Raw genomic sequence first — 21,382 nt, forward strand, 5'->3', positions numbered from 1 at the left:
AGGGGCGGACGCGGTCGCGGCGACGACTCGAAGCCGGGCGGCGGAGACGCCTTCCTCACCACGGCCGCGTCGCTGCATCCCGGCCTTTCCGTCGCAGCCGCCTCCTGCTCCATCGCAGCCGCCCCTGGTGTGCCGCGCAAGCCGTCGCGCTCGGCGCCGGCGCACGGTTCGCCGTACGCCCACCCGCGTGACCCGCGTGACCGGCATGACCGGCATGACCGGCGGAACCGCTCGACCGCCGTGGTCGTCTTGTGCGCTGACTGTGTGCGAAGCAGGGATATGGGGGACGTCGTGACGCGGAACGTGACGAAGGCCGGTCTCATGGTGATGACCATCATGACGGTGCTCGGGGCCTCGGCCTGCGGCGGGAAAGCCGGCGCGGTGGCCGGAAACGGCGGTACCGGCGGAACGCCGTCCGCGCACGGGAAGGCGTCCCCCGTGACGTCCGCCGGAGAGGGGCTGTCGTCCGACGCGGCGCCCGGGGCTCCCGGAGCCGTGGGGAAGCTGTCCGGGGCGGCGCCCAGCCTGGCGGCTCCGCTCACCCGCCACGTGCCGTGGAACCTGGACATTCTGGACCAGCGGTCGCGGCCGCTGAACGGGAAGCTCACCACCACCGCCACGGGCAAGGGCGTGCACGTCTATGTGATCGACACCGGCATGGACATCGCCCACCACGAGTTCGGCGGACGCGCGCGGCTCGGCGCCGACTTCGTGGGCGCCAAGGACTCCGGCGACTGCTTCAGCGAGGACGGCATCGGCCACGGCACGTTCGTCGCGGGCGTCATCGGCGGCGCGAAGTACGGGGTGGCGCCCAAGGCGGAACTCGTCCGGGTCCAGGGCATCCTGTGCGAGAGCGACGGCGGCGGCTCCCCCGCCGCGGCCGAGGCCGCGTTGGTGAAGTCGGTCAAGTGGGTCACCGCGCACGCGCAGAAGCCCGCGGTGGTGAACATGTCGCTCAACCTCGGCCACCGGTCGACGGTCCTGGAGGCCGCCGTGAAGAAGATGGTCGACGCCGGGATCCCGACGGTGGTGTCGGCCGGCAACTTCCACGACGACGCCTGCAAGCACTCCCCGGCCGGCGTCCCCGGCACGATCGTCGTGGCGGCCTCCACGCCGAACGACCGTCCGTGGAACGACAGCGGCTCCTACGGTTCGGGGTACGGGCGATGCGTGGACCTGTACGCCCCCGGACAGAAGGTGACCGCCGCCCTCGCCGGCGGCGGCACGGCCACGGAGGACGGCGGCGCGACGTCCTGGGCCGCGCCCCATGCGACCGGCGTGATCGCGTTGTACCTGTCGGCCCACCCGCACGCCACGGCCAAGGAGGTCCACACCTGGCTCGACCACACGGCCACCCGCGGCGTGCTGCACGGCGTGCGCTCGGACACTCCCAACCGGCTGCTCAACACCGGCGGCCTCTGACCGGCCCGGCCGCTCGGCACCGGGCGGACTCCGACCGGGCGAGGCCGGTCACCCGTCCGACCGAGCACGCCCCCGGCCATGGCTGGGGGCTGTGGCCGGAGCCGGGACTGGGGCTGGGGCTGGGGCTGGGACTGGGACTGGGGCCGCTAACGGTGCTCGGGGTTCTCGTAGTCGTGACGGCAGCCCGCGTCCCAGGCGGTGCGCTGGTTGCCGTAGGCGGGAATGCCCCCCAGGTCCTTCAGCACCCGAGCCATGTGCAGCAGGTTCCAGGTCATGAAGGTGGTGTTGCGGTTGGTGAAGTCGTTCTCCGGTCCTCCCGAGCCGGGGTCGAGGTAGGAGGGCCCCGGCCCTGCCTCGCCGATCCAACCCGCATCCGCCTGGGGAGGGATCGTGTAGCCCAGGTGCTGCAGGCTGTAGAGGACGTTCATGGCGCAGTGCTTGACGCCGTCCTCGTTCCCGGTGATCAGGCAGCCGCCGACACGGCCGTAGTAGGCGTACTGCCCGGCTTCGTTGAGCAGACTGGAGCAGGCGTAGAGGCGTTCGATCACGCGCTTCATCACCGAACTGTTGTCGCCCAGCCAGATGGGGCCGGCCAGCACGAGGATGTCGGCTGCCATGACCTGCCGGTACAGGTCGGGCCAGGCATCCGCCTCCCAGCCGTGCTCCGTCATGTCCGGCCACACACCGGTGGCGATGTCGTGGTCGACCGCCCTCACCACATCGACGCGGACCCCCTGGGCGCCCAGGATCGCGGCGCTGCGGTCGATCAGCCCCTGGGTGTTGCTCGGCTCCGGCGAACGTTTCAGGGTGCAGTTGATCACCAGGGCCCGCAGGTCGTCGTACCGGGCCGGGGGCGTGTCGTTCGGGGGCGACGTAGCGCTCACACGATCCTCCATGAGTTTGCCGCCATGCCGATCCCGGCGGCGCGTCCGCATACGGAATACGGATCAAGCCTGCGGGCCGTGTCCGGCGGACGCCACCACAGCGCCTCCGAACGCGCCGCGGCCCCTGGGGTCACGGCGAGGTGACCGAGCCGGACGTGACGGCGCAGCGGCTCCGGAGCGCCTCCGCCACGGTCACGGCGGCCGGGTCCAGAGAGGGCCTGACGTCCTCGACGTCCCACAGGGAGTCCCGCAGCGGCCTCCGTACGTCCAGCCGGCCGCCCGCGCCCGGTCCGGGCCGAGCGCCTCGGTGAGCAGGTCGAAGCGGCCCCGCACGACGCGTACGGCGTCGCCCTGCGCCACGACGTCGTCCCCACCGGCTGTCCCGGGCGGGCCGGAGGACGAAGCCCGGGTCGCCGGTGACCATTGGTACATTTCTCCGCGTGACAGGGCTGGAAGCACCGGGGCGCGCGCCGCAGCACGCCGCCCGGCTGCGCGAGCTGTTCACCGCGGCGAGGTCGGCCGGCCGGACCGAATTCCGCGCCGGCCGCGGCAAGTTCGAGGACGAGCCGGCCAAGGAGATCCGCACCGCCGGATTCGCCCTCGACGAACTGGAGGAAGAGGAGCAGTCGTTCTCCGCCCCGCGCCGAGCCCCGGAGCCGGACCGGTGACCGCGGCGGACACGCGGGCCGTCCCCGCCCGGCAGATGTGGCCGCTGTACGCCGCGGGATTCACGACGGCCTTCGGGGCGCACGGCATCGCCGCCAATCTCGGCGGTCACTCGGACGACGCCGTCACCTCGCTGCTCGTGCTGGGCGGGTTGCTGGCCCTGTACGACGGCGCCGAGGTCCTGCTCAAACCGGTCTTCGGCGTTCTGGCCGACCGGATCGGCGCCCGTCCGGTGCTGCTCGGCGGGCTCGCCGCGTTCTCGGCCGCCTCCGCCGTGTACGCGGTGGCGGACGGTCCGGGGTGGTTGTGGGCGGCCCGCCTGGGCCAGGGTGCGGCGGCCTCCGCGTTCTCCCCGTCCGCCTCCGCCCTGGTGGCCCGGCTCAACCCGGCCGCCAAGCGCGGCCGGGCCTTCGGCAGTTACGGCTTCTACAAGTCGATCGGCTACACCCTGGGCCCGCTTCTGGGCGGCGTCCTGGTGTGGGCCGGCGGACTGCGCCTGCTGTTCGCGGTCCTCGCCGCACTCGGCGCGGCCGTCGCCGCCTGGGCCGCACTCGCCGTGCCCGACGTAGCGCCACTGCCCAGAGCCCGCCAGACGGTCCTCGACCTCGCGCGGCGCCTGGCCCGACCCTCCTTCCTCGCTCCGACGTCGGCCCTGGCCGCGGCGACCGCCGCGCTCTCCGTCGGGGTCGGCTTCCTGCCGGTCTCCGGCCGGGCAGCCGGCCTCGGTACCGTCGCCACGGGCGCGGCCGTGTCGGTGCTCGCCGCCTGCGCGGCCGTCGTACAACCCAGGGCCGGACGGGCCCTGGACGAGGGGCGCCTCACTCCCCGGGGCGGCATGGGCGCCGGGTTGCTGATCGCTGCCGTCGGTCTCGCCTGCGCCACGCTGCCCGGTCTGACGGGGGTCCTGGTCGGGGCCGCCCTGATCGGCTCCGGAACCGGGCTGATCACCCCGCTCGGCTTCGCCGCCCTCGCCGCCTCCACGCCGCCCGAGCGCCTCGGCCAGACCATGGGCGCCGCCGAACTCGGCCGCGAACTCGGCGACGCGGGCGGCCCCTTGCTCGTCGCCGTGATCGCCTCGTCGACCACCCTCGCGCACGGCTACGCGGCGCTGGCGGTCCTGCTCGCCGCGGGCTCGGTCCTCGGCCTGGTCCATCGCCGCCCCGGAGCGACACCGCGGACGACCGCACGGGAACGCTGAGGCCCGGACACCCGGCGCCGGACGGCTGTCCCGGCATCGAGTGCCGTCGGACCGAGCGGCGCAAGAGCCTCGGCAACGCGACCGCGTCCTGGGGCCTGCTCATGCACCTCGTGCACCTCGCGCGCCCGCGGGCCGCCGGCGTCGTCCGCGACGAGCACTGCGCACCGGCCGGGGCGTTCGTCACCGCACAGAGGCGCGAGGTCGTGGCCTGGAGCCGCGAGATCGTCGGCGGCAACGGTATCCCGCCGGACCACGACGTCGCCCGCTTCTTCTCCGAGCCTCCCTCGCGGGTCCTCGCCGGCACCCGGGGCACGCGGGACGCTCGGGGATCGCGCACATCGACGGATTCGTCCACGCCTCGGCTGGGCAGGGAACCCAGAGAATGTCATGAGCACGACTGCCTTTCCCCCACGAGGAGGTCGATCATGCACGTCCGCACGCTGACCGGCGGCCTGGCCGCTGCCTGTCTGATGTCGTTGGCCCTCACCGGCGGCCAGGCCGCGGCCGCTCCCCACACGGCGAACGCCCGGGCCGCCGCCCGAGTGGTGACCTATGACGCGGGCGGCTCCGCGGAGTTCCGCAGCGCCGTCGACCGAGGCGCGGCGATCTGGAACGAGAGCGTCGACGCCGTCGCACTCCGGCCCGCCGCCTCCGGGCAACGGGCCGACATCCGCGTCCTCGCGGACAACGGCTGGCCGCGCGCCCTGCCCACCACCCTGGGCAGGGGCACGGTGTACATCGGACGTCAGGCCGTCGACGAGGGCTACGACACCGTCCGCATCTCCGCGCACGAACTCGGGCACATCCTGGGTCTGCCGGATCGCAAGCCCGGTCCGTGCTCCAGCCTGATGTCCGGCTCCAGCGCGGGCACCGCCTGCACGAACCCCTACCCGAATGCAGCGGAGAAGGCGGAGGTCGAGGGGAACTTCGGCGGCGCCCCAGCCGACCGGGCGCCCGCGGCCCGCGCCGAGGCGATCGTGGACTGACACCCTCACTCGGTCACGGTGTCCGCATGACGATGGGCCACCCTCCACTCGCCGTCCTCCCGGCGGTACACCTGGGTGGCCCGCAACGTGTACGTGCGCGGTTCCCCGTCGACGGAGACGGAGGTGTGCTCGAGGCCTGCGGTGTAGGCCATGGTCCCGGCGACGTCGTACGCCTGCAGTTCGAAGACGTACGACGTGCAGTCGGAGAAGCTCTTCGCCAGGGCGGTGAAGAGCTTGTCCAGTTCCTGCTGACCGTGGGCGTTGCGCCACGCGCCCAGCACGCTCACCGGCTCGCCACGCGACCAGAGCGCCCGACGGGGCGCCGCGTCCCCGTCGTGCAGCGCGAGCTCCGCATCGTGCAGGGCGGTCCTGACCCACGCCAGGAAATCGTCGCGGTCGGTCATGCCTTCATCATGCCCGTCGTGATCTTCCTGCCGCCACCGCGCCGGGGGAGTCCGGACGCCGCCGGGCTCGAGAGCCGGGGCGTCACACCGGACCGCACCGCAACCGCGGTGGCCGAAAATGTGTCTCCCCACGCGTGGCACGGTGCTCGGAGGCGAATCCCGGGCCGTTCGGCCGCCTTGGGGGGATGGAATGGACACGTGGGCAGTGCCCGGCTACACCGAGTCGCTGGAACTCGGGGCAGGGGCGAGCGGACGGGTCGTGCTGGCCGTGCACGAGGAGACCGGTGTTCCCGTCGCGGTCAAGTACCTCAGCGAGTCACTGCGCACCCGGCCGGGCTTCGTGCACGGGTTCAGGGCGGAGGCGCGGCTCCTCGGCGGACTGGAAAGCTCCTACGTCGCCGAGTTGTACGAGTACGTCGAGAGCCCGGACGGCGCCGCCATCGTGATGGAGCTGGTGGACGGCGTCTCGTTGCGGACCCTGCTGACCAGGGCGGCCCCGCTCGACCCCGAGGCCGCCCTCGTGGTCCTCAAGGGATCGCTGCTCGGTCTGGCCGACGCACACCGCGTCGGCGTCGTCCATCGCGACTACAAGCCGGAGAACGTCCTGGTCGTGCCGGACGGATCGTCCAGGCTCGTCGACTTCGGGATCGCGGCGGACGTCGGCGCCAGCGCCGGAGCGGCCGGGACCCCCTCCTACATGGCCCCGGAGCAGTGGACCGGCGCCCCCGCCTCTCCCGCCGCCGACGTGTACGCGGCCACCGCCACGTTCTTCGAGTGTCTGACGGGCCACAGGCCGTACTCGGGCGACAACCTCGCCGAACTCGCCCTGCAGCACGTCGATGCGCCGATCCCCGCCGCCGAGGCCCCTCAGCCGGTGCGGGACCTGGTACGGCGCGGCCTCGCCAAGGACCCGGCGGAACGGCCCGCCCACGCCGAGGCGTTCGTCAGGGAACTGGAGGCGGCGGCCGGCGCCGCCTACGGGTCCGACTGGGAAGAGCGCGGCCGCGGGCGGCTCGCCGCGCTGGTGGCGCTGGTGCCGCTGCTGCTGCCCTCGGCCCGCAGCGCCCCGCGGACCACCACGGACACCGCACGCACGGTCCTGAGCCGCGTACCGGCCCACGGCGGGGCGCGGTCGTGGCTGCCCGGCCGGCCGGGGATGCTCGTGTCCGGTGCGGCCGTGCTCCTCGGCGTCCTCCTGTCCTACGGTCTCCAGCACGCTCCGCAGGCGACCCCGCAACAGGCCGTCCAGGCCCTGGCCACCACCAGTGCCCGACCCGCCGTGGATCCGGAAGGGGCCGCCGTTCCGACCGAGTCGGCCCCCTCCTCTCCCTCCCCGACGGCCACCGCGTCGGCGACCGCGTCACCCGGCCCGTCGGCCTCCGGCACGGCGACCGTCGGCACCGGTGCCGGCGAGCCCTCCGCGTCGGCCACCACGGCCGCACCCCAGGACACGACAACCGGCGGGCCGACCACGGAGCCCACGCCGACCACGGCGGCCCCGAGCGCGACGCCCGCGCCCGCGGTCAAGGACGTCGCGGTGACCGACTTCCGGCAGACGGGATCGACGACCGCCACGGCGACCATCGCCGTCACGACGGACGGAACCGGCCCCCTCTCCCTCACCGTCTCGTGGTTCACCAGCGACACCGGCAGAGGGCTCGGCGCACAGGACGGCGCGCCCCAGACGTTCCGCCGAAGCGGCGCCACCCAGTACACCCTCACCGTCGATCACATCTTCGGCGACGCGGGCTGTTACTGGGCCGTAGGAGCCGCCACCGACCCCGCCTCCGCCGACGGCGGCGGCTCGCAGCAGCTTCTGACCAGACAGTGTGAGATCCGATGACCGCACCCGACGACCACACCCTCGCCGCCCCCGCCTCCGCCGAGCACCGCGAGCCCACCGGGACGCACCGTCCCGCCGCATCGCGCCCGCCGAGCGCCGAACCCGGCCCCGCCGACGCCGAGTACAGCGCCACGGTGCTGGCCAGTCACTGGATCCAGCGACCGTACGAGCCGGACGCCACCCTCGTCGAGCCGCCCGCCCCGCAGACCCCGGGAACGCAGACGCGGTCCACGGCGCCGGCACCGACGAAGACGCCTGCACCGATGCGGGCGCCCACCCGGACGGCCACGCCTGACCGGGTCGAAGGCGCCCTGCTGCGTTTCGGTCCGGGCGTGACCGCGGCCACCGTCGCACGACGTACCGACAGGACGCTGCCCGCCCTGCCGCCCCCTCCCGCCCCCTCGCGTCGGCGTCCGCGCAGACACGCCCTGCCCGCACTGGTCCTGATCTGCGTCATCGCGCTCCTCGCCTGGCAGCGCCTCGGGCCGCCGCTCGCAGCGGACGCGGTGCGGGTCGCGGCCCGGCCCACGGTTCTGGGATGCGGTGACACCGCGGACATCGTCGGCCTCGTCGCGACGAACGGCCGCCCGGGCACGCTCTCGTACCGCTGGACCCGAAGCGACGGCACGGCCTCGGGCGTGCTGCGGGAAGTGCTGGTCCGTGGCCGCAAGCAGGCACGCCTGCACCTGCTGTGGACCTTCCAGGGCAAGGGCCACTACGCCGCCCGGGCCGAACTGCACGTCCTGTCCCCCATCGACCGCACGGCCGTCGTCCACCTCACATACGACTGCCGCTGACCGGCAGTCGAGCTCGCGTCACGGGCGGCCCCCGGTTCGCGTACGGGCGTGGGCGGGGGCGTGAAAGGTTCTGCTCAAGACTTGTCCAAATGCCGGACGGTTCCGCACGCCGGTGATCGGGTGCTGCACGACAGCTGTATGACCACCCCGGTTTCGGAGGATCTGGTGTCAGCACCCACCCGAAAGAGACGATGGCTCACGATCTGCGCCCTCACCGCCACCGCGGCACTCGTCGCGACGCCCGCAGGCGCCAGACCCGACAGGGGTAAACCCTTCGGCTCGCGCGCCCTCGCACAACTCGCCGCCCAGCGCACGCAGCTCGCGGAGTCCATGAGTCCCAAGGCGAAGGCCGAGGACGGGGACGACGGCAATGAGGCGGACGAGATCGCCGAGGGCGCGCAGCAATACGCCGAGGCTCGCACCTCACCCGGCATCGTCGCCCCCGGCGCGTACGGCGCCGCATGGACCGGCCTGCGGAACCTGCCCCGAACCGGCGGCAACTGGCGCAACGTCACCGACCTGCCGTACGACTCCGACGATCCCCGCTACCGCGACGTCGACTCCAACTCCAGCGGCGGCTCGGGCAACGTCACCGGCCGCATGGCCGCGATCGCCGCCGACGACGACGGCTACGTCTACGCGGGAAGCGCGGGCGGCGGCGTCTGGCGGTCCCGGCGAGGCGGCGGGCACTGGACGCCCATCAGCGACACGCTGCCCTCGCAGTCCACGGGCGCGCTCGCCCTCGACGGCTCGGGGCGGCTGTGGCTGGGCACCGGTGAGGCCACCACCAACGCCGACGCCTACCTCGGCAGCGGCGTCTACGTCCTGTCCGACCCCCGTCACGGCGCTTTCTCCTCCCGCAGCAGGGTCGGCGGCGATGAGCTGGAGTCCACCACCGTCCACGAGCTGCGCTTCGGCGGCGGCAAGGTGTGGGCCGCCACCAGCGCCGGGGTGTGGAGTCATTCCACGAAGACGCCCAAGGGCGCCTGGAAGCTGGAGTACGCGCCCCATCCCGACTACCTGCCGGGCGGCGCGAAGGCGAACGACGACTCGGCCGCGTACAAGAACATCGCCAACGACATCGCGATCGACCCGAAGGATCCGAGCAAGGTCGTGCTCGCGGTCGGCTGGCGCAGCGGCGACGACTACAACGGCTTCTACACCAAGGTCCACGGCGCCTGGACCCGCATCACCGACGGTTTCGGCGACCTGCCGACCGACGCGGACGACGTCGGCAACGTCACCTTCGCCCGCTCCGCCGACGGCTCGCGGTACTACGCCATCGACCAGTCGCCCGAACTGACGGCGTCCAACCCGGACAGCGGACTGGAGGGCGTCTACAGCGCCGCCTCGCCGTTCGGCCCCTGGACGAAGATCGCCGACTACAAGCAGCTGGCCGCGGACGGCTCGGCGCTGACCACCGCCGGCTACATGCCCGGCGTGCAGGCCTGGTACAACCAGTTCCTGACCGTCGACCCGAGCGACCCGAAGCACGTGTACGCAGGGCTCGAGGAGGTCTACGAGACGAAGGACGGCGGCGGCACCTGGTCGACCGTGGGCCCGTACTGGAACTTCACCTTCCCCTGCTGGTCCATCGACCCGGCCAAGCAGACCGGCGACTGCAACCGGACCACCCACTCCGACCAGCACGGCGTCGCGATCGGCCGCTATCACGGCAAGAGCTTCGTGTACGTCGGCAACGACGGCGGCGTCTACAAACGCCCCGTCAACGGCTCCCAGGACGCCTCCGGCCACGCCACCGACTGGGCATCCCTCAACGACGGCACGATCGACACCCTGCAGTACTACTCGGTCGGCGTCGGCAAGGACCTGGACCACGGCGGTTTCTCCGTCACCGGCGGTCTGCAGGACAACGGTCAGTCCGTCCTGCGCAGCAACGACAAGGTGATGGGCTCCAACTTCGGCGGCGACGGCGGCGACACGCTCACCGACCCGGCCGACGGCTGCGACATCGCGGAGGAGTACGTCTACCTCGCCGTCCAGGTGACCCAGAACTGCGCCGTGAACGACGGCAGTTGGGTCGCCGATCCGAGCAAGGCCACGTCGTACAACGTCGCCCCCGCCGACAACGCCACGAGCGAGGCCCGCTTCATCGCGCCGCTCGCCGCCGACCTGAAGAGCAGCTCGACGTGGATCGCCGGCGGCCGGCACGTGTGGGTGCAGACGCACGGTTACGCCATCCGCAGCGGCGCCGAGTGGAAGAGCGTGTACGACCTGGGCGCCGGCCGGACCGCGACCGCCGTCGCGGCCTCGGGCGGCAAGGTCTACGCGGCCTGGTGCGGCCCCTGCAACAACCAGGGCTTCGCCCGCGGCATCTCCGTCGGCAACGCGGACGGCACCGGCTGGCACGATGTCACGCTGCCGGTCGGCGGGGCGGTGCCCAACCGCTACCTCAGCGGTTTCGCCGTCGACCCGAAGAACGCCGACCACGTCTTCCTCGCCGTCAACGGCTTCTCCCGGCACTGGACCGAGGGCCCCGGCGCGGGCGTCGGCCACGTCTTCGAGTCCATCGACGGCGGCACCACCTGGAAGGACATCTCGGCGAACCTGCCCGACGTGCCGACCGACTCCGCGATCGTCACGCCGAACGGCGGCCTCGCCGTCGCCACCGACCTGGGCGTCGTCTACCGCGCGCCCGGCCGCACCAAGTGGCAGCGCGTCGGCAGCCTCCCGGCGGTCGCCGTGCTCCAGCTCAAGCTGAGCCCCGACGGAAAGACCCTGTACGCGGCCACGCACGGCCGCGGCATCTACACCATCAGGGTGCGCGACTGCGGCTGACGCACACCGCGTGCCGAGGAGGGGTGACCCCGTTGTTCTCCGGGGTCACCCCTCCCGCGTCTGCGGGGTCACGGTCATGTCGAGGGTGAACGCGACCCGCGCCGCTCCCGCCACGTCCGGCGCCTTCGCCAGCGTGGTGATCCGGGCGCTGCCGCCGCGGGCGCCCGCGGACCGCAGCGAGGCGTGCGCGGTGCCGTCGGCGTCCACCCGCCACCCGGACACCAGGACGAGAACGGGCGCGGAACTGCGCACGGCCGTCCACCGCTTGTCATCCTTGCGAGCCTGGAGCACCAGTGAGACCACGGTCCCGGGCCGCACGCACAGCTGCCGTCGGGGCGCGTCGCCGGGAGCGATGCTCACCTCCGTCCGTCCCGCGACACAGGCGGCGGCCGGAGCCGAGGACGAGACGGCGGGCGCGGACGGACTCGGCCCCGCCGGGCTCGCGGCGCGGGTGGAGTTCGGGGAGCCGGGCGCGGGCGAGGCGGGTGAAGCGGAGCTGCTCGTCGGCGCGGTGCGCGGCGGCTCGGTCGAGCGGCTCTCGGCCGCCCCTCCGTCCGAACCCCCGCCGGGCGACGTGCCGCATGCGGCCAGGACGACCACCACGGGCACGATCCGTCCTGCGGCCCACCACCGCATCTGCCACCTCCCGGTCCACCGGTCCGGCTCCCAGCATGCCCCATCACCGTCTCGGGCGACGGAGCGGCGTGGCACCGCGCTCGCGCGGTGCCGTGGCCGCCGGGCTCAGGCGTTGGCGTGGCGCGGGGCGACCGCGTGTCGCCGTGCGCCACGGTGCGCCTGCCTGTTCGCCACGGCAGGCTGGAGGCGTTGCAGCCACAGTGAGGCCGCCGCCAGCAGGCCGGTGAAGACCGCCAGCAGGAGTACGGAGACCCACATCTGCCGGCTCGCGGGGTGGGTCCATCCTGTCCAGGCCGCCGCGGCCGTCCACAACAGGACTCCCGCCGCGTAGAAGGCGCGGATCCGGCGCAGCTGACGCACGGCCCGCAGGGAAACCGGGTGATCAGTCTTCGGTGCCATGGCCACCATGTACCCCCATGTTCGCTGTTCAGCCGATCAGGTTCGGCCGGTCGTTCCGTTCGCCTCTACCGTCGGTGATCGGTGCGGCCTTCCAGGTCGCGCCGTACCGCCGCGCCCTGGTCGTCGACGAGCCCTGCTTCGTCCGGGAGTTCCAGGACGCTGCCGCAGCGGCCGCACAGCCTCCCGTCTTCGGCCGGCGTGCCGCACGCCTTGCAGAATCGGTTGCCCTCGTCGTTCTCACTCTGCTGCGTCATGACTCTCCCGGGCGGGGTGGACGGTGAGGGCTGCGGAGTACCCAGGGCTCGCGCGTTGATGCTCCGGGCGTCTGCGTTGCCGTCGAGCGGACCCCGGCCCTTGGCGAGCAGATCCGTACTGGGGCGCAACAGCAGCGCGCCAAAGGTGACTCCGCGGCAGGGGGCGGCGAGCGGACTGTCCGGCCCGATGACCCCGCGCGCAGCATCTCGGCGCACAGGACGGTGTCCTGTGCGCCGTCGGCCGGGCCAGGTCCTCGCGCCCCGCCGGGCTCAGCCGCGCGAGCGCTTCGGGCGTCCGTCCGCGGAGTTCCGCCCGCCCGCTCAGCGCCCGTAGGAGGAGGTGGCGGCGCCCGTGCCGCCGGCCGGTCCGTGGCCGGTCAGGATCAGTTCCTTCGCCCGGCTGAACTCCTCGTCCGTGATGTCGCCGCGTGCGCGGATCTCGGACAGCCGGGAGAGTTCGTCGACGCTGCTGGACCGGCCCCCGCCGCCCGCCGCCGCCCTGATGCGGGCATCGAGGGCGTCCTGCTGGGCCCGGGCCTGCGCCATCTCCCGGCGGCCCATGTTCTTGCCGCGGGCGACCACGTAGACGAAGACGCCCAGGAAGGGCAGCAGGATGGTGAACGCGAGCCACCCGGCTTTCGCCCACCCGCTCATCTCGTCGTCGCGGAAGATGTCGACGACGACGCGGAAGAGCAGCACGAACCACATGATCCACAGGAAGAACACGAGCATGCTCCAGAACACGCTCAGCAGGGGATAGTCGTACGCAAGGTAGGTCTGCGCACTCATTGCTCCTCCTCCGTCCCGGGCACTCGCCCGGTCGCCGTTGGGTGCTGACCTCAGCGTGGGCAAGGCCGGCGCCGGATGCCTCACCCTTCGCGGGTGATCCTGCGGGCGATCGATCCCGCCCCGCCCCGCCCGTCCGTCCGTTGGTTGCGCCCGGTCACCGCGCGGCGGCCCGGTGGGCGCCGGGCGTGTTGCGGCGCGTGCCCGGGCCGCAGGATGGGATTGCGGCCAGAGACGCTTGTGCCCGCACACGAGGAGACTCCCTGGACGACCACCCCCCGATCGCCGGTCACGGGCTCCGACGGGCGGGGGACGCCGGGATCGCGTCGGTGACCGACCGCGGTTCCGGGCGTCAGTGGGGAAGACGCCCCGCCGCGGTCCGTCCCATCGTCCGCGCCAGCCGTCCCACCCGGCGCCAGTTCATGGGCGGTTTGCCGCGGGGGACGCCGGGACGGTCACGGGGCACGCGCACGCGGAGGGTGCGCGGTTCGATCCGGCAGTGGACCGGTGTCGGCAGGACGAGGGCCTCGCCGTCGACGCCCACGGGCACGCTGGGGGCGTCGGCGTCCACGACGACGTCCCGGGCGGTGAGCGAGGCGAGGCCCTGAGAGCGCGTCCCGCGGAGCAGTCCCGCGGCCTGTGCCGCGTTGTCGACCGTGATGCCGAGCACTCCGAGGGCGCCGGAGTCCAGTCGGTCGCGACGGCCCAGCCCCGCCGGGTCGTCCGTCCGGTAGGGGTTGTTGCTCACCAGCACGGCCTGCGGCGCCTCGACGGCCGCCTCACCGCCCGCGCCCCGCGCCCGGACCGTGAGGCGCGGGCCGCTGTGACGGGTCAGCAGGTCGGGGAGGAGCTGAAGGGCGGTCCGGGCCTTGTCGTCGCGGTACGCGGGACTCTGGACGACGGTCGCGTAGGCGCCGAAGGAGGCGTTGTTGACGAAGACGCGGTCGCCGATGCGTCCGAGGTCGACGCGGAGTTCGACGCCGTCGGTGAGCGCGTCCAGGCAGCGGGAGGGATCGTCGCGGTCCAGACCGAGATCCAGGGCGAAGTGGTTGCGGGTGCCGGCGGAGATCACCATGAACGGAAGACCACGCTCGGCCGCCACTCCCGCGACCAGGGCCTGGGTGCCGTCGCCACCGGCGACGCCGAGCAGGTCGGCGCCCTCGTCGGCCGCCTGCCGGGCGAGCGCGACGACGTCCTGACGCCGGTCCGGGTCCAGGACGACGACCTGCGCGCCGAGGGCCTTCGCCTTCTCGTCCAGGTGGAACGCCCCGACCTTTCCGCCACCCGAGCGCGGGTTCATGATGAGGAAGGCCCGCCGGGGGGCGTCCACCGTGTGTTCGCGCACGCCGGTCGGCCCGCGGTCGGCTGCGAGGTCGACGGCCAGTGCGGTCCGGCCGCAGAGGACGGCCAGCGCCCACAGCGCGAGCGAGACCAGCGCGACCCACAGCAGTCCGGCCACCGCGTAGAGCACAACCACGGCGACGGGCGCGGCACAGGCCAGCGCGACGGCCATCGCCCTGGCCGGGCCGGTGCGCGCCAGCGCCCACCACACGCCCGCGGCCGCGATCACCAGCCCGGCAAGTCCCAGGCCCACCAGCAGGAGGCTCCGCAGTCCGGCGAACAGCAGCAGGACCACCGCCGCCGATGTTCCCGTGACCAGGGCAAGCCGCGCGAACCAGCGAGGAGCCGGACGTCTCCTCGCGTGCTCTGCTGTCTTCATGCGGCCTCCCGCGCGCGGGGTGCTCCGGAGACCGGCGGCCACCAGTCCGGCACGGTCACCGGTCCGTCACCAGGCCGACACCACGGGAATCGACGGGGATGACCGCGGAGTTCGCTCCCTCCTCAGGGCGATTGCGGTCCCGTCGTGCGCCGCCGGATCGGGCGACCCGGGCCGGTCGGGCATGGGCTCGTGCCGACTGCCCCAGTGCCATTGCAGCACCGCACCGCACCGGTCGCACGTCCGGCGCGGTTCACCCGTCGGGCCCACCCGCCTCGCGCGTCCGGCGGCGCGGACATCTGCTGGTGTCCATGGCCAACACAGGCGGCGAGCCGCTCTCGCACCGGGAGCGCAGAGAACTGGACGAACTGCGGCACCGCATGGGAGTGCTGGAGAGCGGCACGCACCCTCGTGCGGCACGGCACCACCCGTTGCGGTCCGCGGGTTCCGTCCTGCTGATCCTCTTCGCGGCCCTGTTGTCGTTGCTGTCCGTCGTCGCCGTCTGGGCCAACAGCATCGTGCGGGACACGGACCGCTACGTCGCCACGGTGGGGCCCCTGGCCTCCGATCCGGATGTGCAGAAGGCGGTCACCAACCGGGTCACCGACGTGGTGCTGGCGCAGATCGACGTCGACGTGTTGGTCAAACAGCTGCAGGACGCCGTGTCGCAGAAGGGGGTCCCGCCGAAGACGGCCCAGCTGTTCGGCCATCTGGAGGCCCCGATCACGAGCGGCCTGAAGCAGCTGGTCAGCGGCGTCGTGGAGCGGGTTGTCACCAGCGGTGCTTTCGAGACGGTCTGGGTGGAGGGCAACCGGAGGGTGCACTCGGCCGTCGACAAGGCCCTCACGGGCGAAGGCGGCGGTGCGGTCTCGCTGGAGAACGACCAGGTGGCCATCGACGTGGCGCCGATCGTGGCGCAGGTCAAGGAGCGGTTGGTCGGCGCCGGCCTCGCAGTGGCCGCGAAGATCCCGGATGTCCACACGAACTTCGTGGTGGTCCAGTCGAAGGACCTCGGCAAGGTCAGGACCTACATGCGGGTCCTGGAGATCTTGGGCGGCTGGCTGCCGGTCATCGCCCTGCTGGTGGCCGCGGCGGGGGTGTACACGGCGTTCAACCGCCGACACGCCCTGATCGGCGTGGCGCTGGCGGTGTTCGCGGCCATGCTGATCCTCGGCATCACGCTCACGGTTTTCCGTGACGTGTACCTGGACCATCTGCCCTCGGGCGCGTCGCCGGCCGCCGCCGGGGCGGTGTACGACGCGCTGATCAAGTTCCTGCGCGCCGCCGTGCGGGCGCTCGGCGCCGTCGCCCTCATCACCGCCGTCGGCGCGTTCCTCAGCGGCCCGGCCCGGCCCGCCGTCCTCGTTCGCAAGGGGTGCGGCAGCGGCATCGGCGCCATGCGCGGCGTGGCGCTCTCCGGCGGCCTTCGACTGGGGGCCGTCGGGCGGTTCGTGCACCGTTTCAAGCACTGGATCGGCGTCACGATCGTGGCGGTCGCCGCGATCGTCCTGTTCACCTGGAACTACCCGACCACGATGGTCGTGGTGTGGACCACGGTCATCGTGCTGGTGGCCTTCGCGATCCGCGAATTCCTGGACACCGGCTCCGCACCTCCGCCCACCGACTCCCGCGCCACCGCGGCTCCCTGAGGGTCAGCTCGTCCCGGGGCCGGGCCAGACGGCCGAGGCGTCGTCGCGGTGGGGTCGGGCAGGCGCTTCGGACGGACCGTGGAGGGCCTTCCTGTGGCCGGTCGGTCCGGACCTCTGCGGGACCTCTTCCGACCTCATTCGTGGTCACGCAGGAAGGCGGGGATCTCGTCGCGGGTCGGGTGGTTCGGCAGGGGCGCCGGCTTGCCCTGGAGGAATGCGCTGATGACGGCGACGGCCCGGTCGTCGTTGCCGTCGAGGCCGTTCCACATGTGGTGTCCGACCCCTGGCATGTACTGCGTTCGCTGGATGGCGGGGTCGTGGGCGAGCACGGCGGTAGCCCATTGGCGGAGCTGGGAGGAGCACTCGGCGATCATCAGCATCGCGGGGGTCCGGGAGCGCTTCAGCTGCGGGGCGATGGAGGGTGAGTCCTTGACCGTCTGCTGGATGCGCAGGCTGGCGGCGGGGCTGAAGGAGAAGTTCTGTGCGGTGTCCTCGGCGGGGATGCGGTGTGCGTCGCGCGCGCAGTAGGCGGACGCGGTGTCGCTGCCGAGGTCGGCGGCGGTGAAGGCGTTGTCGCCTTCGGCCTGTCCGATCAGTCCGGTGCCGGGACTGAGGAGTCCGAGTCGCATGAGGCCGAACGCCACGCCGTACCGGGGGACGTGCGTGGATCGCGGCCCGGTCGTGGCGGGCGCCAGGCCCCGTGCGGATTTCCGCCCCTTGTGCCCGGTGATCTGTGCGGTGGGGCCGTCCATGGGGCCGGGCTCGGCGACGACCGCCCGGTGCAGGCGGGCGGCGACGCGCGGGGCGGCCAGGGCTCGGGTGAGCACGACCCCGCCCGAGGAGAATCCGAGGACGTCGGGCTTGCCCCTGTCCAGACGGTCGACGAAGGCGGCGAGGTCGCGCACCGACCTGGAGATCGTGTACTGGCTCATGGGGAGCAGGTCGCTTCGTCCGCCACCGGCCTGTTCGTAGGTGTAGACGTCGTAGCCCTGGCCTGCCAGGAGCCGCAGGAACCGGTGGTCGAGGAGCGAGATGCCGCGGACCGGTCCGCCGTTGAGGTACACGAGCGGGACGGGATGCCGGGGGCCGGAGCCGGTGGGCGGGTAGTGGTACACCGCCACCCGGCTGCCCGTGCTCAGACTCCAGTGCTGCGTGACCACGAAGGGCAGGTCGGGCGGGTACCGCCGGGCCGTCGGCGCGGTCGGGACGCAGACCGTCGCCGTCAACGCCGCCGCGACGACCACCGGCAGGAACGGCATGAGCCGCGTCGGCCCGGCGCGGCGCCGGCCCTGCCACAGCGCGAGGGCGGTCCCGGCCCCGAGGGTCGTCGACCACGCGGCGACCCCCGAACCCGTCCCGTCCGTGAGGGCTGTCAGTGCGAGAAAGACGACGACCAGCGTCGCGACGGCGGCGAGGGCCGACAGTAAGCGTCCGGTGAAGCGGACGAAGCGTATGGCGGACATGGGCACGGCGGACCTCCGACAGTTTCAGAACTCTGTTTCAAAACGACGTTATCAGAGGAGGTAAGCTGCTGGCCGTGGGGAGACCGAGAACAAACGACGAGGTCGTCAAAGAGCGGCTTGTGGAGTGCGCGACCGAGATGCTCGCCACCCGTCCGCGAGAGTCGGTCACGGTCCGCTCCGTGGCCGCTGCCGCCGAGGCGTCGACGACGGCGGTGTACTCCTTGTTCGGCGGCAAGGACGGGCTGATCAGCGCCGTGCGCGACAGAGCCGTCGCCGGCCTGTTCCGGGACCTGGCGGCGGTGCAGACGTCCGCGGACCCTCTCGCCGACCTCTGTGCGCTGGCCGTCGCCTACCGTCGCTGGGGGCGCGGACACAGCCACCTGTACACAGTGCTGTTCGGTGGGGTGCAGTCCTTCGACCCGTCGGGGCGGATCGGCGCCAGTGACCCGATCCGTCCGCTTCTCGCGGCGATCGATCACGCCTTGACGGCGTCCGTGCTCGCCGGTGACGCGACGTCGATCGCCCTGTCGATCTGGGGAACCCTGCACGGGCTCGTGACCCTCGAACTGGCCGGGGCCCTCGACGCCACCACGGCCGAGGCCGCGTTCCACTCGACCGTTCACGCCACGCTGCGCGGATGGACGACCCCGGAGTTGTTCGGCACTCTCCGCCGAGCCGAACTCGCTCCGCGACGGGACCAGAGCCGGTATCCGGGCTCTCCCGACCCCGACTGAAGCAGCGGCGCGGCAGACCAGCTTCCTCTGCTCGGTCACACACCCCCACCGCTCCACGTCACACCGGAAGCCCCCCTCGGCGCTATCCGAGGACTGAATCCAGGACCCCGAGGCGGTCAGGCCGTCCGGGACGGCACGCGGACGCCCGGCAACGCCAGGAACGCGGAGGCGGCGGGTGACGGGGTGAACCGGCTCCAGATGAGGCGCTCCACCCGTACGGGTCCGTCGGTGATCGGGACACACCGCAACCCGTGCAGTTCGGCGGTGAACGCCGCGGGCAGCAGGGCGACTCCCAGTCCGTTGCGGACCATCCGGACCATGAGCTCGACCCCGGACACCTCGAAGGCGACCTCACGGCGCAGGCCGGCCGCCGCGAACGCCTGGTCCGACTGGGCACGGGCGGCGCTGCCGTCGGCGAAGTCCACGAACACCTCCTGGGCGAGTGAACGAAGGTCCACCTCCTCTGCGGTGGCCAGCGGATGGCCCGGCGCCACCACCGCGACGTGCCGTCCCTGGGCGAGTTCCCTGTCACGGACACCCTGCGTGCGGAAGCCGGGCTGCACGCCGAGGAAAGCCGCGTCGAGCATGCCGTCGCGCACCAGCTCGAGAAGCCGCTCGCTGGAGCCCGCCCGGAGGGCGATCCGTACCTGGGGGTAGCGCCGACGGTACTCGCGGAGCACAGCGGGGAGATCGACGGCCGCCACGGTGGGGATCGATCCGACGGTCAGTCTGCCCCGTATCTCCCCGGTGGCCGCCGCCACCTCCGCACGGGCCCGCTCGGCCGCCTCCAGTGCCTGGCGGGCGGCAGGCAGGAAGGCCTCCCCCGCGGCGGTCAACCGCACCCGGCGGCTGGTCCGATCGAACAACCGGGCGCCCAGCTCCTTTTCCAGCCGGGCCACTTGGTGGCTGAGTGCGGACTGGACGATGTGGCACTGCTCGGCGGCGCGGGTGAAGCTGGCGGTCTCCGCCACCGCGAGTACGTAGCGCATCTGCTGAAGATCCATCGAGCCATCGTGAAACGAGCTGGATCGGATGACAAACATGCGTTGGACCGATGAATGCCGCCTCGGCGATGATCGCCCCAGGGGCAGAGCACGGCAGCCGCCGACCATGCAGTCGCAGAGCGGCGAGGTCGGCGGCCACCGGCCCCGCCGTACCGCCCACCGGCGCCTTCGGGCGCCCCGACCCCACGGAGACACCATGCGCGTGATCGGCTTCGACCATCTCGTCCTCAACGTCGCGGACATCGAGCGTTCGCTGGCCTTCTACACCGGCCCCCTGGGACTGCACCCCGTGCGGGTGGACGAGTGGCGGGACGGCAAGGCCCCGTTCCCGTCCGTGAGGGTGAGCCCGGCCACCATCATCGACCTCGTCAAGGCGCCCGCCGAGCGGCCGCAGCACTCCAACGTCGACCACATCTGCCTGGTGGTCGAACCGCTCGACTGGCAACAGGTCGTCGATTCCGGCGTCTTCACGGTGCTGGACGGTCCCGACGAGCGCTTTGGCGCCCAGGGCACCGCGGTCTCCCTCTACGTACAGGACCCGGACGGCAACACTGTGGAACTGCGCTGGTATCCGCAGGACGCATGAGAATTCCCGCGCTGTGCGTCGGTCGGCCGCCGCGAGGTCAGGCGTGCCATCTCCTCGTTCGAGAGCCGTAGCGCGCCGGCCGCCACGTTCTGCGCGAGGTGGTCCGGATCACCGGTCCCTGGAATGGCCAGCACGTGTGGACCTTGTTGCAGGGTCCAGGCCAGCCGGACCTGTGCGACGGACGCGCCGTGCGCGCGGGCGACGTCGCGCACCGCCTCGACGTCACCGGCGATCGGACCCGCTTCTCGCCCGGGACCGGCGATCGCGAAGAACGGGACGAAGGCGAGGCCGAGTTCACCACAGCGCCGAAGGACGGCCCGCTCCTCACTCGACGCGCCGATCCCGTAGGGGTTCTGCACGCAGACGACCGGGGCGATGGCCCGGGCCTCGGTCAGTTGCTCGGACGTGACGTTGGAGAGACCGAGGTGGCGGATCAGTCCGGCATCGCGCAGCTCGGCCAGCGCGCCGAAGTGCTCGCCGATCGAACCGGTCCGCCGGCTCGGAGGCACGCGCAGGTTCACCACATCCAGCTGATCGCGGCCGAGTTGGCGAAGGTTCTCCTCGACCTGGCCCCGCAACTGCTCGGGCGCCGCCCACCACCAGTCGCCCGAGGGGGCGCGGCCCGGCCAGACCTTGGTGCTGATGACCAGATCCTCCGGGTACGGCGCCAGCGCGCGGTTGATCAGCTCGTTGGCGGAGCGCGTGGCCGAGAAGTAGTAGGCGGCGGTGTCGATGTGGTTGACGCCGAGTTCGACTGCGCGCCAGAGCACGCCGATCGACCGGTCGCGGTCACGCGGGACTCCGCGGTCGAAGGGCGCGGTGCCCGTCAGACGCATCGCGCCGAACCCGACTCGGTTGACGGTCAGATCACCGAGCTGCCAGGTTCCTGCGGGTGCGGCTGCGGGTGCCGCTGCGTTCGTACACAGGCCCATGGAATGGATCTCCTCTTGACGGCGGGGAAGGCGGAACCGAAGGCCGCGCGGCGCATTCAGGCCGCCGGGTGGGGCGGGCTGCCCGTAACCGGTCCACGCGTTCCGGGGCAGACCGGCCCCGGGCATGAAAAAAGCCTCCCCGGCGGATCGGAATCCGCATCGGGAAGGCTCACGTGTCGGTGGGCATTCTAGCAGGGTGAGGCGGGCGGTGAGGCGTCTCCAG

20 protein-coding genes and 1 pseudogene are annotated in these 21,382 nt (G+C 72.6%); 10 read left to right on the forward strand and 11 right to left on the reverse strand.

Annotation, left to right across the window (positions count from 1 at the left end; translation table 11 throughout):
* The first annotated feature begins 291 nt into the window (after positions 1-291).
* Positions 292-1,422 (forward strand): S8 family peptidase, encoded by a 1,131-nt coding sequence (locus tag BG482_RS21395; RefSeq protein ID WP_256096427.1) that lies wholly within the window; start codon positions 292-294, stop codon positions 1,420-1,422.
* A 146-nt stretch (positions 1,423-1,568) separates the two neighbouring features.
* Here BG482_RS21395 and BG482_RS21400 read toward each other — a convergent pair whose 3' ends face one another.
* Positions 1,569-2,306: a flavodoxin family protein gene (locus BG482_RS21400; protein ID WP_256096428.1), complete on the reverse strand. Its 738-nt coding sequence runs from the start codon at positions 2,304-2,306 to the stop codon at positions 1,569-1,571.
* 130 nt (positions 2,307-2,436) lie between these two features.
* Positions 2,437-2,727: pseudogene (locus BG482_RS41280) on the reverse strand (hydroxyurea phosphotransferase); the annotation flags it as partial.
* A gap of 19 nt (positions 2,728-2,746) precedes the next feature.
* Here BG482_RS41280 and BG482_RS21405 point away from each other — a divergent pair.
* The 3 genes from BG482_RS21405 to BG482_RS21415 all read left to right on the forward strand — a co-directional run bounded on the left by BG482_RS21405 (position 2,747) and on the right by BG482_RS21415 (position 5,156).
* The gene (locus BG482_RS21405) at positions 2,747-2,974 is read left to right on the forward strand and encodes a Chromate resistance protein ChrB (protein ID WP_176741437.1); all 228 of its coding nucleotides are present in this window, start codon (positions 2,747-2,749) and stop codon (positions 2,972-2,974) included.
* Positions 2,975-3,009: 35 nt separating this feature from the next.
* Positions 3,010-4,170 carry an MFS transporter gene (locus BG482_RS21410; protein WP_069770741.1) on the forward strand — a complete coding sequence of 387 codons (1,161 nt, stop codon included), beginning with the start codon at positions 3,010-3,012 and terminating at the stop codon, positions 4,168-4,170.
* A gap of 425 nt (positions 4,171-4,595) precedes the next feature.
* A complete protein-coding gene (locus tag BG482_RS21415; protein ID WP_069770742.1) occupies positions 4,596-5,156 on the forward strand; it encodes a snapalysin family zinc-dependent metalloprotease in 561 nt (186 codons plus the stop codon).
* Between the two features lie 5 nt (positions 5,157-5,161).
* Here the strand turns inward: BG482_RS21415 and BG482_RS21420 are convergent, their stop codons facing one another.
* Complete coding sequence (locus BG482_RS21420; protein ID WP_069770685.1) at positions 5,162-5,560, reverse strand: nuclear transport factor 2 family protein; 399 nt, start codon at positions 5,558-5,560, stop codon at positions 5,162-5,164.
* Positions 5,561-5,750: 190 nt separating this feature from the next.
* Between BG482_RS21420 and BG482_RS21425 the strand changes: the two genes are divergently transcribed.
* The 3 genes from BG482_RS21425 to BG482_RS21435 all read left to right on the forward strand — a co-directional run bounded on the left by BG482_RS21425 (position 5,751) and on the right by BG482_RS21435 (position 10,999).
* Positions 5,751-7,403 carry a serine/threonine-protein kinase gene (locus tag BG482_RS21425; protein ID WP_069770686.1) on the forward strand — a complete coding sequence of 551 codons (1,653 nt, stop codon included), beginning with the start codon at positions 5,751-5,753 and terminating at the stop codon, positions 7,401-7,403.
* Positions 7,400-8,200: a hypothetical protein gene (locus BG482_RS21430; RefSeq protein WP_256096429.1), complete on the forward strand. Its 801-nt coding sequence runs from the start codon at positions 7,400-7,402 to the stop codon at positions 8,198-8,200. The genes BG482_RS21425 and BG482_RS21430 overlap by 4 nt, the downstream gene beginning before the upstream one ends.
* Positions 8,201-8,365: 165 nt before the next feature.
* Complete coding sequence (locus BG482_RS21435; protein ID WP_069770744.1) at positions 8,366-10,999, forward strand: glycosyl hydrolase; 2,634 nt, start codon at positions 8,366-8,368, stop codon at positions 10,997-10,999.
* Between the two features lie 45 nt (positions 11,000-11,044).
* On the opposite strand, the gene BG482_RS45325 is transcribed toward BG482_RS21435, so the two are convergent.
* The 5 genes from BG482_RS45325 to BG482_RS21460 form a co-directional block, all read right to left on the reverse strand.
* Positions 11,045-11,635 carry a hypothetical protein gene (locus BG482_RS45325; protein WP_256096430.1) on the reverse strand — a complete coding sequence of 197 codons (591 nt, stop codon included), beginning with the start codon at positions 11,633-11,635 and terminating at the stop codon, positions 11,045-11,047.
* A gap of 105 nt (positions 11,636-11,740) precedes the next feature.
* Positions 11,741-12,034 (reverse strand): hypothetical protein, encoded by a 294-nt coding sequence (locus BG482_RS21445; protein WP_069770746.1) that lies wholly within the window; start codon positions 12,032-12,034, stop codon positions 11,741-11,743.
* 65 nt (positions 12,035-12,099) lie between these two features.
* Positions 12,100-12,288, reverse strand: coding sequence for a hypothetical protein (locus BG482_RS21450; protein ID WP_069770687.1), 189 nt, complete (start codon positions 12,286-12,288; stop codon positions 12,100-12,102).
* A gap of 321 nt (positions 12,289-12,609) precedes the next feature.
* On the reverse strand, positions 12,610-13,077 hold the full coding sequence (locus BG482_RS21455; protein ID WP_069770688.1) for an SHOCT domain-containing protein: 468 nt from the start codon (positions 13,075-13,077) through the stop codon (positions 12,610-12,612).
* 349 nt (positions 13,078-13,426) lie between these two features.
* The gene (locus tag BG482_RS21460) at positions 13,427-14,794 is read right to left on the reverse strand and encodes a diacylglycerol kinase family protein (protein WP_069770689.1); all 1,368 of its coding nucleotides are present in this window, start codon (positions 14,792-14,794) and stop codon (positions 13,427-13,429) included.
* A gap of 377 nt (positions 14,795-15,171) precedes the next feature.
* Between BG482_RS21460 and BG482_RS21465 the strand changes: the two genes are divergently transcribed.
* A complete protein-coding gene (locus BG482_RS21465) occupies positions 15,172-16,440 on the forward strand; it encodes a hypothetical protein (RefSeq protein WP_069770747.1) in 1,269 nt (422 codons plus the stop codon).
* A 134-nt stretch (positions 16,441-16,574) separates the two neighbouring features.
* Here BG482_RS21465 and BG482_RS21470 read toward each other — a convergent pair whose 3' ends face one another.
* Positions 16,575-17,903 carry an alpha/beta hydrolase gene (locus BG482_RS21470; protein ID WP_069770690.1) on the reverse strand — a complete coding sequence of 443 codons (1,329 nt, stop codon included), beginning with the start codon at positions 17,901-17,903 and terminating at the stop codon, positions 16,575-16,577.
* 74 nt (positions 17,904-17,977) lie between these two features.
* On the opposite strand from BG482_RS21470, the gene BG482_RS21475 reads away from it, so the two are divergent.
* Positions 17,978-18,637, forward strand: coding sequence for a TetR/AcrR family transcriptional regulator (locus BG482_RS21475; protein WP_069770691.1), 660 nt, complete (start codon positions 17,978-17,980; stop codon positions 18,635-18,637).
* Positions 18,638-18,753: 116 nt separating this feature from the next.
* Here BG482_RS21475 and BG482_RS21480 read toward each other — a convergent pair whose 3' ends face one another.
* Positions 18,754-19,641, reverse strand: a complete 888-nt coding sequence (locus BG482_RS21480; protein WP_069770692.1) for a LysR family transcriptional regulator — start codon at positions 19,639-19,641, stop codon at positions 18,754-18,756.
* A gap of 196 nt (positions 19,642-19,837) precedes the next feature.
* On the opposite strand from BG482_RS21480, the gene BG482_RS21485 reads away from it, so the two are divergent.
* On the forward strand, positions 19,838-20,227 hold the full coding sequence (locus BG482_RS21485; protein WP_069770693.1) for a VOC family protein: 390 nt from the start codon (positions 19,838-19,840) through the stop codon (positions 20,225-20,227).
* On the opposite strand, the gene BG482_RS21490 is transcribed toward BG482_RS21485, so the two are convergent.
* Positions 20,167-21,159 carry an aldo/keto reductase gene (locus BG482_RS21490; RefSeq protein ID WP_079141995.1) on the reverse strand — a complete coding sequence of 331 codons (993 nt, stop codon included), beginning with the start codon at positions 21,157-21,159 and terminating at the stop codon, positions 20,167-20,169. The genes BG482_RS21485 and BG482_RS21490 overlap by 61 nt on opposite strands.
* Between the last annotated feature and the right edge of the window lie 223 nt (positions 21,160-21,382).

Origin of the sequence: Streptomyces sp. LUP30 (genome assembly GCF_001746365.1) — a bacterium.
Lineage (GTDB): Bacteria > Actinomycetota > Actinomycetes > Streptomycetales > Streptomycetaceae > Streptomyces.

Excerpts from the sequence above, each read along its gene's own strand:
- BG482_RS45325 (WP_256096430.1), bottom strand. The coding sequence starts at position 11,635 with ATGCGGTGGTGGGCCGCAGGACGGATCGTGCCCGTGGTGGTCGTCCTG.
- BG482_RS21480 (WP_069770692.1), bottom strand. The coding sequence starts at position 19,641 with ATGGATCTTCAGCAGATGCGCTACGTACTCGCGGTGGCGGAGACCGCC.
- BG482_RS21490 (WP_079141995.1), bottom strand. The coding sequence starts at position 21,159 with ATGGGCCTGTGTACGAACGCAGCGGCACCCGCAGCCGCACCCGCAGGA.
- BG482_RS21420 (WP_069770685.1), bottom strand. The coding sequence starts at position 5,560 with ATGACCGACCGCGACGATTTCCTGGCGTGGGTCAGGACCGCCCTGCAC.
- BG482_RS21455 (WP_069770688.1), bottom strand. The coding sequence starts at position 13,077 with ATGAGTGCGCAGACCTACCTTGCGTACGACTATCCCCTGCTGAGCGTG.
- BG482_RS21485 (WP_069770693.1), top strand. The coding sequence starts at position 19,838 with ATGCGCGTGATCGGCTTCGACCATCTCGTCCTCAACGTCGCGGACATC.
- BG482_RS21410 (WP_069770741.1), top strand. The coding sequence starts at position 3,010 with ATGTGGCCGCTGTACGCCGCGGGATTCACGACGGCCTTCGGGGCGCAC.
- BG482_RS21415 (WP_069770742.1), top strand. The coding sequence starts at position 4,596 with ATGCACGTCCGCACGCTGACCGGCGGCCTGGCCGCTGCCTGTCTGATG.
- BG482_RS21430 (WP_256096429.1), top strand. The coding sequence starts at position 7,400 with ATGACCGCACCCGACGACCACACCCTCGCCGCCCCCGCCTCCGCCGAG.
- BG482_RS21425 (WP_069770686.1), top strand. The coding sequence starts at position 5,751 with ATGGACACGTGGGCAGTGCCCGGCTACACCGAGTCGCTGGAACTCGGG.
- BG482_RS21450 (WP_069770687.1), bottom strand. The coding sequence starts at position 12,288 with ATGACGCAGCAGAGTGAGAACGACGAGGGCAACCGATTCTGCAAGGCG.
- BG482_RS21470 (WP_069770690.1), bottom strand. The coding sequence starts at position 17,903 with ATGTCCGCCATACGCTTCGTCCGCTTCACCGGACGCTTACTGTCGGCC.
- BG482_RS21460 (WP_069770689.1), bottom strand. The coding sequence starts at position 14,794 with ATGAAGACAGCAGAGCACGCGAGGAGACGTCCGGCTCCTCGCTGGTTC.
- BG482_RS21445 (WP_069770746.1), bottom strand. The coding sequence starts at position 12,034 with ATGGCACCGAAGACTGATCACCCGGTTTCCCTGCGGGCCGTGCGTCAG.
- BG482_RS21465 (WP_069770747.1), top strand. The coding sequence starts at position 15,172 with ATGGGAGTGCTGGAGAGCGGCACGCACCCTCGTGCGGCACGGCACCAC.